Raw genomic sequence first — 17,472 nt, 5'->3', positions numbered from 1 at the left:
TTTCAGCTAACTTTGAGTTAAACTGTTACTTTTTTCTTACACAATCCTCTATTCTCCTCGCCTCTTTTCAGTTATCAAAAAAGAAAGAACGCCTATTCTTCCATCCTCTGATATGAGAAAAAACCAATTAGTTTCTCGCCTAAGTGGTAGGGTTTGACACGCATTTATGTTAAAATAGGTCCATTGATGGGAGAATCCAGGAGGCTATGTATGAATGATCCAATGAATTATTACCGTGTGGCAAGAGAAGAGTGGCGCGAATTTTACCGAAATGGTCAAGCTCCATTGACACAAGATGAACTAGATAGTATAAAAAGTTTGAATGACCGTATTTCCATGCAAGATGTTCGCGACATTTATGTACCACTTGCGCACTTGATTTTTCTGCATATGAAAGAGTTTGAATCCCTCTCTCTGAGCAAAGGGTTATTCCTTCATAAATATACTCAAGTCCCACCTTTTATTATCGGGATTGCCGGAAGTGTCGCAGTTGGTAAAAGCACCACCGCGCGCTTATTGCAAATGATTTTGTCTCGGACATTCAAACGAAGAAATGTCCAGCTGATCACCACAGATGGTTTTTTATATCCGAATAAAGTCTTAAAAGAACGTGGTATTATGGACCGGAAAGGATTTCCGGAAAGCTATGACATGGAAAGGTTGATCGATTTTCTTAATCAAGTGAAATCCGGTCAAGAAACAACCAAAGTTCCCGTCTACTCTCACGATGTCTATGATATTATTCCCGATGAATATGAACTGATCCAACAACCGGACATTTTGATCGTCGAAGGAATCAACACGCTTCAACTACCAGCTAATCAACAGATTTACGTCAGTGACTTTTTTGATTTCTCTGTCTACGTTGATGCAGATTCTGAATTGATCGAAAAATGGTATTTGGATCGCTTTGGTGCGTTACTTGATACAGCTTTTCAACATCCACAAAACTATTACTACCAATTTGCCATTGGTAATCGTGAAGATGCATTTAAAATGGCAAGAGATGTATGGAAAAATGTGAATTTGAAGAATTTAAACGAATATATCTTGCCTACTCGTGGAAGAGCCGATATAATTCTCCATAAAACTGAAAATCATATTATCGATTCGATTTTCATGCGAAAATATTAGCATTTTAAAATAGTTCAACTATTTTGAGATAAATTTTAAAGGGATAGGGGTAATAAATGTGACGAACGTTGCCGATATGACAAACGTTGAAAAAATCATCGTACTAGATTACGGTAGTCAATATAATCAATTGATTACACGACGCATCCGTGATTTAGGTGTTTTTTCTGAATTATTGAGCCACCGTATTACAGCTAAAGAAGTGAAAGCTATGAATCCGAAAGGGATCATCCTTTCTGGAGGACCAAACAGTGTCTATGATGAGAATGCTTTTGGCATTGATCCTGAAATCTTCAATTTAGGCATTCCAGTGTTGGGTATTTGTTATGGTATGCAATTGATCACGTACAAACTTGGCGGTTCTGTTGAGCCTGCGAAAAACCGTGAATACGGCAAAGCATTGCTTGAAGTAACAGCCGATGATGCGGCACTATTCAGCCAAACACCGAAACAACAAACCGTTTGGATGAGCCATGGGGATCTAGTAACCAAAGTACCAGAAGGTTTTGAAACTGTTGCTACAAGTAGCGATTGCCCAATTGCATCGATCCAAGACAAAGAACGTAACTTCTACGGTATCCAATTCCACGCAGAAGTCCGTCATTCAGAATATGGGATCGAATTATTACGTCATTTTGCTTTTGACATCTGTCACTGTGAAGGCAATTGGACAATGAACAATTTCATCGACATGCAGATCGAAAAAATCCGTGAACAAGTTGGCGATAAAAAAGTCTTACTTGGTTTATCTGGCGGAGTGGATTCAAGTGTCGTTGGTGTCCTTTTACAAAAAGCGATCGGTGATCAATTAACATCGATTTTCGTTGACCATGGTCTATTGCGTAAAGGCGAAGCGGATCAAGTCATGGAAAGCTTAGGCGGAAAATTCGGCTTGAACATCATCAAAGTAGATGCAAGAGAACGTTTCTTAAATAAACTTGCAGGTGTCTCTGATCCTGAAGAAAAACGTAAAATCATCGGTAACGAATTCGTATACTTATTTGACGACGAAGCAACAAAGCTTGCCGGCGAAGAAGGTGTGTCTTTCTTAGCACAAGGAACACTTTACACCGACGTAATCGAAAGTGGAACAGAAACTGCCCAAACGATCAAATCACACCACAACGTAGGTGGCTTGCCTGAGGACATGCAATTTGAATTGATCGAACCATTGAACACATTATTCAAAGACGAAGTCCGCGAACTAGGGACACAGCTTGGTATGCCTGACTCAATCGTTTGGCGCCAACCATTCCCTGGACCAGGTCTTGGTATCCGTGTCTTAGGTGAAATCACTGAAGAAAAATTGGAGATCGTCCGTGAATCAGATATGATCTTACGCGAAGAAATCGCCGCTGCCGGTCTTGACCGTGACATCTGGCAATACTTCACTGTTTTACCTGGTATCCGTTCTGTTGGTGTCATGGGCGACGGTCGTACGTATGACTACACAGTCGGTATCCGTGCGGTCACATCGATCGATGGTATGACAGCTGACTTTGCACGTATCCCATGGGATGTGCTACAAAAAATCTCTGTACGTATCGTCAATGAAGTCGCACACGTGAACCGTATCGTGTACGATATTACCTCTAAACCACCAGCAACTGTGGAGTGGGAATAATAACAAACAGCCAACAAACTCTTTTAAATCAGTGTTTGTCGGCTGTTTGTTTTTTCATTATCACACTTTTATCACAGTTAATCGTTATTTCATTTCTTACATCTTTGGCAAAACTCTTTTTGATAATTCAGTATTTATATGATTATCCAGAAGTACCTAAAGTAAATTGAATGTCTTTATAGTCCCAGTGATCCTCAATTAATACTTAAGACTAATGAGTAGTTAATGTACTAATAAATTTAGTGAGAAAAAATTTCACTACTTTTCTAAATGATAGTGCAGTGCATGTTCCCGAATTGTTCCCGTTTTCACCCACGCTTGTAATGATTAATCCACAAAAAATATTGGTGTAATATTGTAAATAAGTTCAAACTTCCTTAAATCGCTTTTAAAACGTCTGGATAAGCTATGAGAACCTATCATTTTTAACCCTTGAAAATACTGTAACAAGTCAGCAACTCGTCCAGATTCTTCTGTTAAATGATTGAAAAGTAATTTATAAAAATTATAGTAAACTCCTGTATCTCCAAAAAATAAAAGACTATGACGAACATCACTTATCTTCTCTAAATATTTTTTAGCTAAATTTGATTCTTTGCGTTCGAGCATTAATAAAAAAGCATTGTTATACATACCAAGTAATATTGAATGAAAAATCTCAAAATCTTTATTTTTTTCTATTTTCCTTTCAATATCTGCTAACCGACCTTTTATATAAGTTGTTTCAAATACAAATAAAAGTGTACTAAAGGTTGCTATTTCAAATCTACCCCATTCATCAACAGCTTCCAAATAATTTTTTAGCTTCAATAAATATTTTTTATCAGAATTACTTAATTTTCTTTCGCTATCTACTAATTGGTACCACTCCACTGTCTTAACAACTAAATAATTCCTAATATCTACTATATCATTTGTATCTCTAGCTTTCTCTCGAAGTACTCGCAATGTACGTTGGAAATTTAGTTCATCTTTCCTAATATTCTTTACTAATTTCTTTAAGCTCCAATTCTTTTCTCTTACACTATCCTTGTCTAGGTAAAAAATAAACTCATCTAAATTTAAATTCATTTTTTCCAGTAATCCAATTAAAATAACAAACGGAATATTTGTTTTACCATTTTCGTATTTCACATAAGTTTCTCTGGTCGTTATTTTATCGGATAAATATTTTTGAGAAAGACCTCTTTCTACACGAAGTTTTCTCAATAGCTCATAAACCTCCATACATCCTCCGTTATTTTATTTTTTTTGATGTGAAAATTTTGACCATAATTTAAATTCCTTTTTCTTTGCTACTATAATACCATATGTGAAGAATAAAATAATAAGGTGGTGAAAATATGTTTGATTTTTTAATGCAACTATTCAGAGAGTGGTTCATTGATGTTCAATAATCAATGAATTACCTTGTAAAACAGAAGAATTTGAACTGATGACTGATGGATTAATATATCGATAATTTTCAGGAAATTAAGAGCAACTCCAATGGTTATGTAAATTCAATTTGTAAGGAGAATATTTATATGAAAAAATTCAAGTTCCTAACATTATTACTGACAGTTATTACGTTAGCTTCTTTTATAGTACCTTCAATGACAAGTATTGCTAAAGCATCAGAAATCAAAAATACTAATGAATTATCTAAAACCAAAGAATCAATCATGCAAGAGATTAAAAAAATGGGAGTTGACTTAACCTCACTTACTGATGAACAGAATACATTAGTAGATAAAATGGTAGAAACCTCTCAAAATACTTTTGAAGTAAGCCAAATCGAAAAAGAAAATGTAACCAACTATTTTTCAAAAGATTTAGCGAACAATAAAGTACAGCTGCACATCGATAACACCTACCTAGACAAAGCAAAAATAGTTGTTGTACAAACGATAGATAAAATAACAAATGAAGAATATTATGTAATTACTCTCCCTGTTGCTAGTGAAGACTATAGTTTCATTAGTAATGTTACTGCAACTTATTCTTCAAATGGAGAATTGAAAGCACTTCAAGAAACTTTGATTACTAAGTCACAAAAAAATACATTTGAAATTCATTCTTATTCAAACAATAACTTGGTAAATCATGAAATTTTAGATGATACATTCGTTTCTAACGAACAAATCAAAAATGACATTCAAAATGTTACAAATGAAGTACTAGAAAATTCCAACAAAAGAGGAGCTGTGCAGATAATCGCTTGTCTTGTTGTTGTTTTGGGTGTTAGTTATTATTTAGCAGGAGTTATTCTTGCAGCTTGTAGCGCTTTATGTATTGCCACTTTAGGCACTGCTTGTGCAGCTTGTATCGGTGGATTTTGTGCATTTGCTGGTGTATCGTTGACAACAATCGGCGGTTGTTTCAAACTCTAAATATATGAGCAAAAGAAGAAAGAGTTTCATTATAAGTGTTTTTATTATTGTAATATCGTTAATATCTGTATTTTCTTATCGAAGTTTTGCTAGTTTATCAGATGTATTGCCACTAATTACATCCGAAGAATTACAGAACAAGCTGAATATGCACGAGGATATTATGGTTTACATCGGACGCCCCACTTGTCCAGATTGTCACGAATTTGAACCGGTACTCAGAGATGTTCTTAATGATGCTTCTGAAAAAATATTCTATTATAATACTGATGAAGCTAGGAAAATTGATTCAAAGAAATTAGATGACATTGCTGAAAACTTATCTATTGATGCAGTGCCCACTCTTATAAAAATTTCTGACGGAGAAGTTATTTACAAAAAAAGCGGGAAACAAACGAAAGCGTCAATATTGGAATTTCTTCATTTCGGAGATAATGGAAAGGAGCATGAAAGTGGATAATATTGTTTTTTTCGTTGTTATTTCAATTGTTATCTTGATGTTAATTTCTTGTATTGTCCAAATTCAAACTTTAATTTTGCAGAATAGAAAAGACTTTGACGATGTACTTCACAAATTAAATGAAATGCGTGACGAATTAAATAAGCTTAAGAATTGATATAGCCCCAGAGTGTGTCATACGTTCATTAGTTACACTCTCTCTCCAAACAAGGAGCACTCGAAAATCATGTGATTTTTCGAGTGCTCCTTGTTTTTCTTTTCATTTTGGGTAGATAAGGCACTGCTTTTTTTCAATTTCATCATGTTGATTGCTATAATGAGCAAGCCTAACTTTTGTATGCCGGGGAAGTTCTTCCTCCAAATAGCGGTAATTGCTTTCTGAACCATGGTCTGCATTGGCGACCAGATAATGTGGTGCCTTTTGTGCGATCTTCATTTTTTTAATCAACATTTGTCGGCTCTTTGTCTTTTCATTATCATACTTTTATCACAGCTACTCCTTTTATTTCTTAAATTGGTTCTTAACATCTTTTACTAAACTTTCTTTTGGCATCTCAGTCTTTATATAATTATTTAAAGATTCCGCAACTGTAAAATTCGTATTGGGATATAAATGCCCGTAAGTTCCTAAAGTAGTTTGAATGTCTTCATGACCCAAACGATCTTTTACCAAAAGAGCATTCATACCCATACTAATAAGGAGAGATGCATGAGAGTGTCTTAAACCATGTATTCGTATACTGTGTACTTTTGCAATGTCAGCATGTCTTCTTATAGTATGCCGAATCGTATGTTTTTGTGTTGGAACGCTATTATATGACAATACGAATGTAATTCCACCTTGTTCATCTTGCCGTTGTTTCCTTTCATGTAAATATTTAATTGTTACATCATCTAAAGCAATCACTCGTTTACTAGCTTTAGTTTTAAGCTCAACAAATTCATAAGTAATACTATTTTCATAGTGGAGTGGGAATAGAATAATCAAAATAACTGTGAATCCTTTGTTAATGAAGGGATTCACAGTTTTTTGTTTTGTAACTAATGGAATACGAAACAGGCTCTTTGTCAATAAAAGTTGGAATGAATAACAAAAAGACTGAGAGGTATCTAGGCTTCCAGTCTTAAATCATTTTTAAAGTTTCTCACTAAGCATCCCAATCACTTCAACTACCTATTTTTTTACATAAAAGGTGAATCTATACGTATCAGAACCACATTTATATCTTCTAATACTTCATAGACTTTGACCAAAACCGTGTACGAAACCGAACCTGTCACGTCATGGTGATGGGAGAGTAATTTCTCTCTTTCGATTTCCCATTCATTCGGAACCACCATTGATAGCTAGACAAGACAGACGAAACAGCACGCACACTCTACCTACTCCCATTGGTTGATGTGAAAGTGTCGTTTCGTCTTTTTGGTTGTCTCAAATCAAACGACTCTTCTAGTGTTCAACGAGGATGGAACAGCCTAGTGGATGTTCCGTCCATCCTTGTACTTTCCGATTTCTAAGCACGACTTGAACATGTGATAACCCTTCTATCTTGACCTGATAGCTATCATCTTCAGGGGTAACAGTGATCGTACCAACTGGAAACCCCCGTTGATCTACCACTTGTTGCGTCACTGTGTCAGTCAGCTCAAAGACATGTACGGTCAAGTCTTTCGTGTAGTCATATGCAGCGGTCGTATCCACGGAACCTTCAATAATCAATGAATTAGGACGGACCATGAGGGGTAAGTGGAAGTAATCATAGGTCTGTGTGTGCCATTGTTGTCCTTCATATACATGATTATCTAAATAATTCGTCCAACGTCCCTCTGGTAAATAAAAAGTGACCTTTCCTTGCTCATTGAAAATCGGTGCAATCAACAACCGTTCACCGAACATATACTGTTTATCGATCGTATGCGTCGTATAGTCTTCTGGAAATTCCAGCATCACCGGGCGCATCATCGGGATACCTGTTTGCGCTGTTTCTACCGCTTGCTCATAGATATAAGGCATCAAGCGGTTTTTTAATTTAGAAAATCGTTGACTGACCAACACAGCTTCTTCCCCAAAGTTCCATGGCACTCGATACTCAATGTTGCCGTGGTAGCGACTATGAGTAGATAGTAATCCGAATTGTGTCCAACGTTTATAAATATCCACTGTCGCATTCTCTTCAAATCCACCAATGTCATGGCTCCAGAAGCCAAAGCCGGATAACACAAATGAGAGTCCACCCCTTAATGATTCTGCCATGGACGGGTATTCCGATAAGTTGTCCCCACCCCAATGAACTGGGAATTTTTGTGAACCAACCGAAGCAGAACGAGCAAATACGACCGCTTCATCTGGGCGTAATTCTGCTAATAATTCAAAGACGACTTCGTTATAAAGATACGCATAATAGTTGTGCATTTTTTGCGGATCAGACTCATCGTGATAATTCACATCCGTAGGTATACGTTCACCAAAATCCGTCTTGAAGGAATCGACACCGATTTCTATGAGTTCCTTCAGCCTTTCTTTGTACCAATGACGTGCTTCTGGATTTGTAAAGTCAATGATTCCTTGACCCGCTTGCCAAAGATCCCATTGCCAAACTTCGCCATGTTTATCTTTGATGAAATAGCCTTTCTCTTTACACTCTTGAAAGGCCGCCGCTTTTTGTCCGATATACGGGTTGATCCATACGCAGACCTTCAAGCCCTTCTGATGGATTTTTTCAATCAGTTGTTGCGGATCTGGAAACAGCTCGCGATTCCATTCAAAACCGCACCACTCGAATTCTTTCATCCAAAAACAATCAAAATGAAAAACATCAAACGGAATCTCTCGTGTCTGCATTTCTTCAATAAATCCCATGACTGTTTCTTCACGATAGTCCGTCGTAAAGGAAGTTGATAACCACAAACCAAACGACCATGCAGGTGGCAATGCGGGTTTACCCGTTAAATCAGTGTATTTTCTTAAGACCGTTTTCATATCGGGTCCATAGATGACATAGTATTCCAATCGTTCACCTACTACACTAAATTGTGTACGTGAAACATTCTCCGAACCAACTTCAAATGAGACATTTTCAGGATGATTGACAAAGACACCATACCCTTGGTTCGTTAAATAAAATGGGATATTTTTATACGCTTGTTCACTACCAGTACCGCCATCTTGATTCCAACAGTCAATGATTTGCCCATTTTTGATGAATGGGGTGAATCGTTCACCTAAGCCATAGACATATTCATACGGATCTAATGACAACTGTTCCCGCATATAATGGATACCGTCACTACTTTGAATCGTGGCTTGTGCTTTTGGCATAGAAGACGTCAAAAGCTTCCCTTCCGCGAGAAAATCAATTTGGAATGTGGCGTTTTTCGCCACTCGTGCGACTAATTTTCCTGATTGAAACGTATAAAATTCTTCATTTTCTATATCGATCATGACAGAAGATGACTGTCTGTTTAGTTGAAAATGAGGGCCGATTTGTGCTTTGTCATGATGCACCAGTTGTACTTTGATAATATCTTCTCTTGGTGATTCAAAAGACAAGGTCGTCATCCCTAGGTTCAAGGTATCTCCTCTTGTCTGGATCGGTTTATAAGGCAAGAAAAGAGTTAAGTTATCCTCCTTCACTTGAGCTTCATAGACATGATTCGGGTGTTCAAGATGAAATCCTTCTTTTGCCAACCAATAGCCGTTTGTAAACTTCATTTATTTTCCTCCTACTTCACTGCGCCATCTGAAATGCCTTTTACGACATGTTTTTGCAAGACAACAAATAAAATAATAATCGGTAAGACGACGATCACTAGCGCAGCCAGTGCTAAGTGCCACTGCTTATTGAATTCGCCGAAGAAATAAAACATCTGTAAAGGAATTGTATACATCCCTGCTTTGTTGATGCTTAATGAAGGTAACAGATAATCATTCCAAAACCATAAGGCGTTCAACACGATCACTGTCACTGTCGTAGGCTTCAGCAAAGGAAAAATGACTTGCCAATAGATTTGGAAGGTATTTGCCCCATCGATCAATGCCGCTTCATCTAATGATTTCGGAATCCCTCGTAAAGCACCGTAATATAAAAAGGTCGACATACTTGTTGCTAATCCTAGATACATCACCATCAAGCCTGGTTGATTCAGCATACTGACTTGCCCAAAAAGTGAAATCAAGGGAATCATGATTCCCTGAAAAGGAATCAATAAGCCAATTGCGACAATAAAATAAAGAAATGAACTTAAGCGACTCGTGTTTCTCGATAACGCATAGGCCGCCATTGAAGAAACGAACACGATCAACACTAGTGATCCGATCGTTATCAGTAACGAATTAGCTGCACTTTTGAAAAAATCCAATCGCTCGAACGACTCGATATAGTTATCAAGTGTTAGCCCAGTTGGTAAAGTGAGTGTGTTTTGGAATATCTCTGCTTTAGTTTTGAATGAATTGATCACCACTAAGAAAAATGGATAAAACCACAGACTAGCAAGTAACAATCCGCTAAAAATCAGTAGAGACTTCTTAACCTGTCGTGGATGTTTCACTTTTGATTGCTTCATGCGCTGACCTCCTTTTTCCGTGTCAGTGAGATTTGAACCACTGAGATAATCACGATAATGACCAGAAAAATCATCGCTTTCGCCTGTGCATACCCCATTTTTCGCATTCCAAATGCTTCATTGTAGATATTCATCGCCACCATTTGGGTGGAATTGAACGGACCACCTTGTGTCAGGGCTAAGTTTTGATCATAGATTTTAAATGCGTTGGACAACGTCAAGAACAAAGTGACGGTGAAAGCTGGCATCAACATGGGTAATTTGATACGGAAAAAGACTTGTAAAGGATTTGCCCCATCCATATCTGCCGCTTCCAGAATCTCTTCTGGAATATTGTTGAGAAATGAGATATAGATCAGCATCATATAGCCACTCATTTGCCAAACAAATAAAATAATGAGCCCCCAAACCCCCGTTTCTGGCGTGTTCAGCCAACCGGCAAAAAAATTGATACCCGTCATAGTTGCTAGACTTTCAAATGCTTTATTGAAAATAAACTGCCAAATAAATCCTAGGATGATCCCTCCAATCAGATTTGGCATGAAAAAGATCGTTCGGAAAAAAGTCGTCCATCTACCTAATTTTTGTGTCACGAACATCGCTAGACCTAAAGCCACGATGTTGATCAAAATCACACTGAAAAATGAGAATTTTGCGGTAAACAGTAAACTGTCGATAAATCCTTGATCATTAAATGCCCGAAGATAGTTTTCAAATCCAACGAATTCACCTACTGTATTGCCATTCCAGTTTGTGAGTGAGTAATACCCCCCTGTCATTAATGGAATGAACAAAACGATCGCTAACGCCAATAACGCTGGTGCAAGTAATAACCAAAAAGCTTTTGTGCGATTTGTTAACATGAGAACCCTCCTTGTATCTCGCTAGATAAAAATCAACCGATCACCGCTTACTTCCTTTCTTGTGTCCAACTGGTCTGCAAGGTATCAATAAATTCCTCCCAAGAGATTCGATCGGCTGCATACGCTTGGATCTGGACACCAAATATATTTTGTCCAAATCCATCTGGATAGGAATTATGGACCCATGGAACGGTTTTACCTTCGCTTAAATACGTATAGATTTCCTTGGATAACGGATCATTGATCGCTTCGCTCGAAAAGTTGGTATACGCCGGAATAAATTGAAACTCATCAACGATTGCTGTCATCGCCTGCTCATCCGTATACATCCACGTTAAAAATTCGATCGACGCATCAATGACTGCTTGATCTTTATCCTTATTGACCCCCCAATACCAAGCTGGCCCCGCCACGATGTTGCTTTCTCCCGATGCTTCGATTTGCATAGGAAGAATCCCTAGTTTTTCTTTCGTGAACGTCTCATCTAAGCTATCTAATGTTGGTACGATCCAATTTCCTTGATGGATGATAGCCACCTTTTCACTGGCAAATAATTCTTCAACAGATGTACTATAATCCATTGCCTCCATTGGTTGTGCATTGTACTTAATGACCAAGTCGGTGTAGTTTTTCATTTGCTCGGCATAATCTACGCTTAATTCAGACGCTTGATAAGTCTTTTCTAAGCTGTTCTCAAACTCCGGAGCAAGAAAATTCGAACTATATTGACTGGATACCCACGTTTCTGCCCCACTAAAACCAAATACGCCTTGTAGCCCAAGTTCGTCTTTTTTACTATCCAATAATTGAACGGCTTCTTCAAATGCCTCAAATGAGTTGATCGATCCACTATCGATGCCAGCTTGTTTAAAAATATCCTGGTTGATCAACCAGCCATATCCTTCGATATTCATCGGTACCCCATAGACCGTCTCGTCGAGTGTAGCCCCCTCTAATGTCCCCTCAATTGCTTGTTTTGCTAATGTCGTTTCCCCAAGATCATAGAGTTTATGTTGCCAAATCTGCGTATCTGCTAAGCCACCCAACATAAAGATATCCGGTTCATCTCCTGAGGAAAACTTTGATTGTAACGCTGCCGTCGCATCAGTTCCTCCGCCAACCGTCGTCAAGTTGATCTTGATTTGCGGATGGTCTTTCTCGAAATCCTCCACTAAGGCATCCATTTGCTCGGCTGTTTCTGTCTTGATATTGAAAATCTCTAATGTTACACTACCATCATCTGAAGACCCGCTTTGTGCCGTCCCGCAGCCAGTAATTCCAAACACCATGATAAAAGCAAGTATTAAAAATCCTCGTTGTTTCTTCATGATTATTCCTCCTCTTATTAACAAATTGATTATATTGATATTTACAACGGTATGTAATCGCTATCTTAATCAAAATACCTTGTAATATTGATCAAAATGGAGGAAATGTGATGTTTAGACCAAACGATATTTTTACCCCCAATCCTAGTCAACAAGATATTGATACCACGCTAAAGGAAATGACCGAACATGGGGATAGTTTGTTTCCAATTGCCGTTCACTATACGAATCACCCAACCCATCAGGAAAATATGATCCACCCCCATTGGCATCGAGAACTAGAGATTCTTTATGTCTATCAAGGACTCATGGAAGTCAAAATAGAAGGAGTAACTTACGTTGTTCACGAAGGAGAGGTTATGTTTATTCCTGCGAATCAATTACATGAAGCACTCAATCATCAAATGAATGCCTGTGCATTTTTTGCCATCGTATTTGATGCTTCATTCATTGAAAGTCGCGTTTCTGATCATATTCAGCAAACTTATCTTGATCCATTGCTCCATTCACCAGAACAAGTAGCGATCCATTTTACAAATGATTGCTCAGATATTTTGGAGATCCAACAACTTGTTATCACGATCATTGATACATTTGCCTTGAAAGAATCTCGCTTTGAACTGACGATCAAAGCACAATTATTCTTACTGCTCAAACATTTTTCGCGCTGCAGTACTCAGGTAAATCCTACAAAATTAGTTGCTAGTAAAAACAAACTCAACACCTATCGCTGTAAAAAAATCATTCTATACCTTGAAGAAAATTACCAAAACACCATCACTCTTGAAGCAATCAGTCGTCATATTGGCTATAGCAAAGAGCATTTCTGTCGTTTCTTTAAAAAACATTTCCGTATGACTTTTTTTACGTATCTAAATCAAATGCGCATCAAAAAAGCCGAATACCTGTTACTGCATACTGAGTTGAAAATCATCGATATTGCCTTGGAAGCTGGTTTTGAAGACGCGAATTATTTCAGTAGCCTTTTTAAACGTGAAACCCAAATGACTCCGTCAAATTATCGAAAAAAAAACGCAAAAAATCATTGATTTTGCGCTTGATTCGTTAGTTGAACAATGGTTACGAGAAAAGATCTATTCTAAAACAGCAACATCTTGTATAGACGATATCTTTGATTTATTTGTCAACTCTTCTTACTTTCACTGTCAATAGAAACTAATTCATCTTGTTTCGCTAATTTGAAAGATTTTCTTATCGTATCAGCTATATTCCACTCACGGAATAAGCGACTTTGTATTTCACTTACTTTGCGAACTAAGCTGAAAACAATAATGTAAAGGAAAATTTATCTTTCTATATAATTAGACATAAGAGACAATACAGTTGATTTAATATCAACAAGCGTATATACGGTATATACAAAGAGAAAAGGGGAGGGTGAAGAATATGGCAATTGAAGAAAGAAAATTTGGATAATTAAGTAGTATGAACAATTTCAAAGGCGTTTCTCAAAGAAAACGGGTTACATCCTGAAGATATAATTTTTTAGATTTTTAGATAAGGAAAAACTTCAAGCAGCAATTCAAAAAAACAAAGCTTAACTGATGAGATGGATGTATTAATATCTCAAGCATCAACAGAGTACGATCCTGCCTTTCAATATCTTGTTGGTAAATGATTATTCATTTTTTCATCAAAGTGGTAATGATAATTCGTCCATTATCTACTAATTGTATTTTTTAGTAGATATGGTATAGTTGTTTTAACGAAAAGGTAATTCATGATACACCAAAAACCACTAGCTGGCGGGCTAGTGGTTTTCTTTTACGTTCTATTCAGATTAAAGGTAGGCTTACTGTCTTTTTTGGCAATAATTTTGCAATCAAGCCATTTACAGATGTAATGCGCGGTTACTTCTGCTACGATTGCAAAAAACATATCGAAAAGGTAATTCATAATACAACCTCCTCCCCTTGCCAGAATAGGCCAGGGTAGCAGACAGCATAAATATCATACCCTAACTGAAAATCTCATTTTAGTACATTTCTATATATATTGATAAACCATCACAATAAAACATACCCTGACTAAAAGAAAAACTCTTATTAAACTTAATATAACTTGTAAAATATCCAACTGTATAGAAAACGTAATTTTCTATACAATTAAAAAGGTTAAATTAATTACTAAAAAATTATATTATAAGCTTTATGTTATAATTTTAGAAAACACATTAGGAGATGTATTCTATGTTTTTATGGCCTATAGCCTTACAATATTTCATATATACAATTTGTATATTACTCATCGATTATCAAATAGTACATAAATCTCTTTTTCTAATTGTTACTTGTTTAAATGCTATCTTATTAAGTGTCTTGTACCCACTATTTGGGATTTTTTCTACACTAATAGCAATTTTTATGTTAGCTATGATATTCCATTGTTTATCTTCATCACATCGACCCTTAGTATATGCTTTAACTTTGGGATTATTATCTTCCCTACTAGGAGATCATCTAGCAAGTATAGGAGATTTTATAGTATTTGGTTCTCCAGTGATCGAACCCGGAGACAGCTCGCAATACTTTCATATTGCGCTTTCAGCTCTTTTGTCTTTTATCCTTGCTTATAGTTTTAGAAAATCTCTTGATAATTGGTCTTATGTAATTGATTACCAAATAATCGGTACAATCGGTGTATTTATTCTTTCAACTTATTATATTATTATCTTATATACTCGTTTTTCGGGAGGAAATCCGGAAGTTCTTGCATTAAATACTACTTTTTTTATTCTATATCTATGTATTGGTTTAATTATTTTTATTTATTATTGGAAAATTTCAAATGCAAAAATGGAAGAACAATTATTAGAACAACGAATCCAGCTACAACAAGATTATATAAGAGATATTGAGAAAAATTATCAAGAACTTAGGGAATTCAAGCATGACTATCAGAATCTATTATTTTCGATGAATAGTTATATTATTGAAGAGGATCTGGAAGGACTACAAAAATATTACGATCAAAATATACTTCCTACACGTGAGATAATGAATCTTACCCCAGTAAATCTTAGTTTATTAGATAAAATAAATGTACCGGAAATAAGAAGTTTATTGTCATTAAAATTGATGATGGCAATAGAGAAAAGTATCTCTCTACAGATAACCATACCTGAAGAAGTAAAAATTGATTCCAAGCATACGGTTAATTTAGTTCGTATACTTGGTATTGTCTTAGATAATGCAACAGAAGGAGCTGCTGTGACAAAAAAGAAAAAAATCGAATTGTTAATTTTAAAGAAGAAAAATTCGTTAGTTATTCGAGTAGTTAATACAACTATCAATACACTACCACTTAACCAATTAAAACAAAAGGGTTTTTCTACGAAAAGCAATCCTAAAAATGAAGGACTGGGTCTGCATATCCTGGATAATTTGGCAAAAACGAACCCTTATCTATTGATTGAAACTTCAATTGAAAATCAGCGTTTTTCTCAAACAATTTATATACAAACACATTAAAAGGAGCTTTTTTAATGATTCCAATATGTATATGTGAAGATGATCCGAAACAACTGGAGATGATAACTACTGTCATAAAGAATCGAATCATGATTGAAAATTTAGGCTACTATATCCATTTCGTTACTTCAAATCCCCAAGATTTACTCACAAGTGTTCAAATAAATACATCTCCTTTTGGTATTTATTTTTTAGATATCGAATTGAAGGACAGTGAATTGAATGGGATTGAACTCGGTAAAAAAATTCGTGATCTTGATCCATCTGGTAAAATAATTTATGTCACTTCTTATACTGATCTTTCGTTGATTATTTTGAAAAATAATATTGAACCCACTGATTATATTATCAAGGAAGATATTTTACATTTGAAAGATAATATCGAACGTATTTTAAGTAAGCTATTTAAAGATCTTCAAATAGCTCCTTTAGAAAAAGAGATGTTTAAAATCGAATTCAACGATGAAATCAAATTTTTACCTGTTAAAGATATCCAATACTTTTCTACTTCTCCTGGTGTACCTCATAAATTAGAGGTACATCTCCCTTATAGTCAATTCCAGTTCTATGGCAACATAAAAGAGATTGAAGATAGAAACCATCACTTTATTCGTTGCCATAAATCATTTGTAGTAAATACCCAGAATATTCAAATGATTAATAAAAAAATACGGGAAGTTACTTTAGAAAACGGGGACATTATTCCAGTATCCATTCGTGGTCTGAAAAAACTAATTACTTGAAAATTAAATTCAATTGACTATTTATATAAAATACCACACAAACTGAAGTGATCGTTCAGTCTGTGTGGTATTAGTAATTTCAACAAAAGATACTTTATTCAATAAAAAATTTTATTATTTAGAGACTAATATTGATATATTTCCACGTGAATTAATTCAAAAAATAAATTGAATAATTTAATATGGTAGCAAATATTACCCATAGATAATAGGGAATCATCAATAGCATAGCTTTCCGACTATTCATCCACAATTGATAGAGTAAAATCGTTAAGAAAACTAAAAGTAAGCTGATATCAATAGCTGCAATAAAGCTATTCTTCAAATTAAAGAATAATATCGTCCATAAAAAATTACAAATAAACTGAATCGCAAATAGGATTAATAATCTGCCTTTCATTTTTGTAGAAGGTAGATTGATTATTAAATACAACGCGCCTCCCATCATAATATATAGAAGGGTCCACATCGGTCCGAATATCCAGCTAGGCGGTGCAAATGGCGGTAACTGTAAAGAATAATAATAGTCTCCTGGGTTGCCACTAAAAATACTTGATAAAAATCCTAACCCAACGATTCCTACAAGACATAACCATAAACGATAATCTTTTAAATAATTCATGTTTGAGAAAATTCCTTTCTATTATTTAATCACTTTCTATCAACTTTTTTTCATCATCTTATCTTTATTGAGTAGAAACTTCAGCGGTTAAATGATATATATTTCTTTTAACTTATTCACAATATTTACTTTATTCTCTTCATATCCTTCATTCCTTTCTTTAAGAAAATTATAATATGAATATAAAAGGATAAGTTATTTTTTTCATAAAGTGTTCTTTTTAGAGCATAATCGTATTTTACTCAAAATTTTATTCATTAAATATGAATTAT

Annotated in this window: 16 protein-coding genes; 8 read left to right on the top strand and 8 right to left on the bottom strand. The window is 35.6% G+C overall.

All coding sequences use genetic code 11. The features are described from left to right. Nucleotides 1-210: 210 nt before the first annotated feature. Together coaA and guaA are read left to right on the top strand one after the other, a co-directional pair. Nucleotides 211-1,134, top strand: coding sequence for a type I pantothenate kinase (gene coaA, locus ACH0AK_RS00440; RefSeq protein ID WP_019723173.1), 924 nt, complete (start codon nt 211-213; stop codon nt 1,132-1,134). 58 nt (nt 1,135-1,192) lie between these two features. Further along, nucleotides 1,193-2,758 carry a glutamine-hydrolyzing GMP synthase gene (gene guaA / locus ACH0AK_RS00435; RefSeq protein WP_023518891.1) on the top strand — a complete coding sequence of 522 codons (1,566 nt, stop codon included), beginning with the start codon at nt 1,193-1,195 and terminating at the stop codon, nt 2,756-2,758. A gap of 327 nt (nt 2,759-3,085) precedes the next feature. On the opposite strand, the gene ACH0AK_RS00430 is transcribed toward guaA, so the two are convergent. Continuing rightward, the gene (locus tag ACH0AK_RS00430) at nt 3,086-3,985 is read right to left on the bottom strand and encodes a helix-turn-helix domain-containing protein (protein WP_194179939.1); all 900 of its coding nucleotides are present in this window, start codon (nt 3,983-3,985) and stop codon (nt 3,086-3,088) included. Nucleotides 3,986-4,284: 299 nt separating this feature from the next. Here ACH0AK_RS00430 and ACH0AK_RS00425 point away from each other — a divergent pair, with 299 nt between their 5' ends. The 3 genes from ACH0AK_RS00425 to ACH0AK_RS00415 are packed head-to-tail and all read left to right on the top strand — an operon-like array spanning nt 4,285 to nt 5,747. Next, nucleotides 4,285-5,130 carry a hypothetical protein gene (locus ACH0AK_RS00425; RefSeq protein WP_226075949.1) on the top strand — a complete coding sequence of 282 codons (846 nt, stop codon included), beginning with the start codon at nt 4,285-4,287 and terminating at the stop codon, nt 5,128-5,130. A gap of 4 nt (nt 5,131-5,134) precedes the next feature. After that, nucleotides 5,135-5,590: a thioredoxin family protein gene (locus ACH0AK_RS00420; RefSeq protein WP_080674300.1), complete on the top strand. Its 456-nt coding sequence runs from the start codon at nt 5,135-5,137 to the stop codon at nt 5,588-5,590. Then, nucleotides 5,583-5,747 carry a hypothetical protein gene (locus ACH0AK_RS00415; RefSeq protein WP_023518887.1) on the top strand — a complete coding sequence of 55 codons (165 nt, stop codon included), beginning with the start codon at nt 5,583-5,585 and terminating at the stop codon, nt 5,745-5,747. Before ACH0AK_RS00420 ends, ACH0AK_RS00415 begins: the two co-directional genes overlap by 8 nt. 102 nt (nt 5,748-5,849) lie before the next feature. On the opposite strand, the gene ACH0AK_RS00410 is transcribed toward ACH0AK_RS00415, so the two are convergent. The 6 genes from ACH0AK_RS00410 to ACH0AK_RS00385 all read right to left on the bottom strand — a co-directional run bounded on the left by ACH0AK_RS00410 (nt 5,850) and on the right by ACH0AK_RS00385 (nt 12,344). Then, on the bottom strand, nt 5,850-6,041 hold the full coding sequence (locus tag ACH0AK_RS00410) for a hypothetical protein (RefSeq protein WP_023518886.1): 192 nt from the start codon (nt 6,039-6,041) through the stop codon (nt 5,850-5,852). 51 nt (nt 6,042-6,092) lie between these two features. After that, a complete protein-coding gene (locus ACH0AK_RS00405) occupies nt 6,093-6,578 on the bottom strand; it encodes a tyrosine-type recombinase/integrase (RefSeq protein ID WP_023518885.1) in 486 nt (161 codons plus the stop codon). Between the two features lie 462 nt (nt 6,579-7,040). Next, nucleotides 7,041-9,302 carry an alpha-xylosidase gene (yicI, locus tag ACH0AK_RS00400; RefSeq protein WP_226075952.1) on the bottom strand — a complete coding sequence of 754 codons (2,262 nt, stop codon included), beginning with the start codon at nt 9,300-9,302 and terminating at the stop codon, nt 7,041-7,043. An 11-nt stretch (nt 9,303-9,313) separates the two neighbouring features. Further along, nucleotides 9,314-10,153 (bottom strand): carbohydrate ABC transporter permease, encoded by an 840-nt coding sequence (locus ACH0AK_RS00395; protein WP_019722785.1) that lies wholly within the window; start codon nt 10,151-10,153, stop codon nt 9,314-9,316. Further along, nucleotides 10,150-11,016 carry a carbohydrate ABC transporter permease gene (locus ACH0AK_RS00390; RefSeq protein ID WP_194179941.1) on the bottom strand — a complete coding sequence of 289 codons (867 nt, stop codon included), beginning with the start codon at nt 11,014-11,016 and terminating at the stop codon, nt 10,150-10,152. The genes ACH0AK_RS00395 and ACH0AK_RS00390 overlap by 4 nt, the downstream gene beginning before the upstream one ends. A gap of 47 nt (nt 11,017-11,063) precedes the next feature. Next, nucleotides 11,064-12,344: an ABC transporter substrate-binding protein gene (locus tag ACH0AK_RS00385; protein WP_096081296.1), complete on the bottom strand. Its 1,281-nt coding sequence runs from the start codon at nt 12,342-12,344 to the stop codon at nt 11,064-11,066. Between the two features lie 110 nt (nt 12,345-12,454). Between ACH0AK_RS00385 and ACH0AK_RS00380 the strand changes: the two genes are divergently transcribed. The 3 genes from ACH0AK_RS00380 to ACH0AK_RS00370 all read left to right on the top strand — a co-directional run bounded on the left by ACH0AK_RS00380 (nt 12,455) and on the right by ACH0AK_RS00370 (nt 16,578). Then, nucleotides 12,455-13,393, top strand: coding sequence for an AraC family transcriptional regulator (locus ACH0AK_RS00380; protein WP_023518881.1), 939 nt, complete (start codon nt 12,455-12,457; stop codon nt 13,391-13,393). Nucleotides 13,394-14,554: 1,161 nt separating this feature from the next. Then, nucleotides 14,555-15,835 carry a GHKL domain-containing protein gene (locus tag ACH0AK_RS00375; protein ID WP_023518879.1) on the top strand — a complete coding sequence of 427 codons (1,281 nt, stop codon included), beginning with the start codon at nt 14,555-14,557 and terminating at the stop codon, nt 15,833-15,835. Between the two features lie 14 nt (nt 15,836-15,849). Then, nucleotides 15,850-16,578 (top strand): LytR/AlgR family response regulator transcription factor, encoded by a 729-nt coding sequence (locus tag ACH0AK_RS00370; RefSeq protein ID WP_010734517.1) that lies wholly within the window; start codon nt 15,850-15,852, stop codon nt 16,576-16,578. Between the two features lie 151 nt (nt 16,579-16,729). Here the strand turns inward: ACH0AK_RS00370 and ACH0AK_RS00365 are convergent, their stop codons facing one another. Beyond that, nucleotides 16,730-17,200, bottom strand: a complete 471-nt coding sequence (locus tag ACH0AK_RS00365) for a TspO/MBR family protein (protein ID WP_010734518.1) — start codon at nt 17,198-17,200, stop codon at nt 16,730-16,732. Nucleotides 17,201-17,472 lie beyond the last annotated feature (272 nt).

This window comes from Enterococcus pernyi, from assembly GCF_045371165.1.
GTDB classification, from domain to species: domain Bacteria; phylum Bacillota; class Bacilli; order Lactobacillales; family Enterococcaceae; genus Enterococcus_B; species Enterococcus_B pernyi.
The sequence above is the reverse complement of the archived record's forward strand: the minus strand, read 5'-3'. Positions and strand labels throughout refer to the sequence as shown.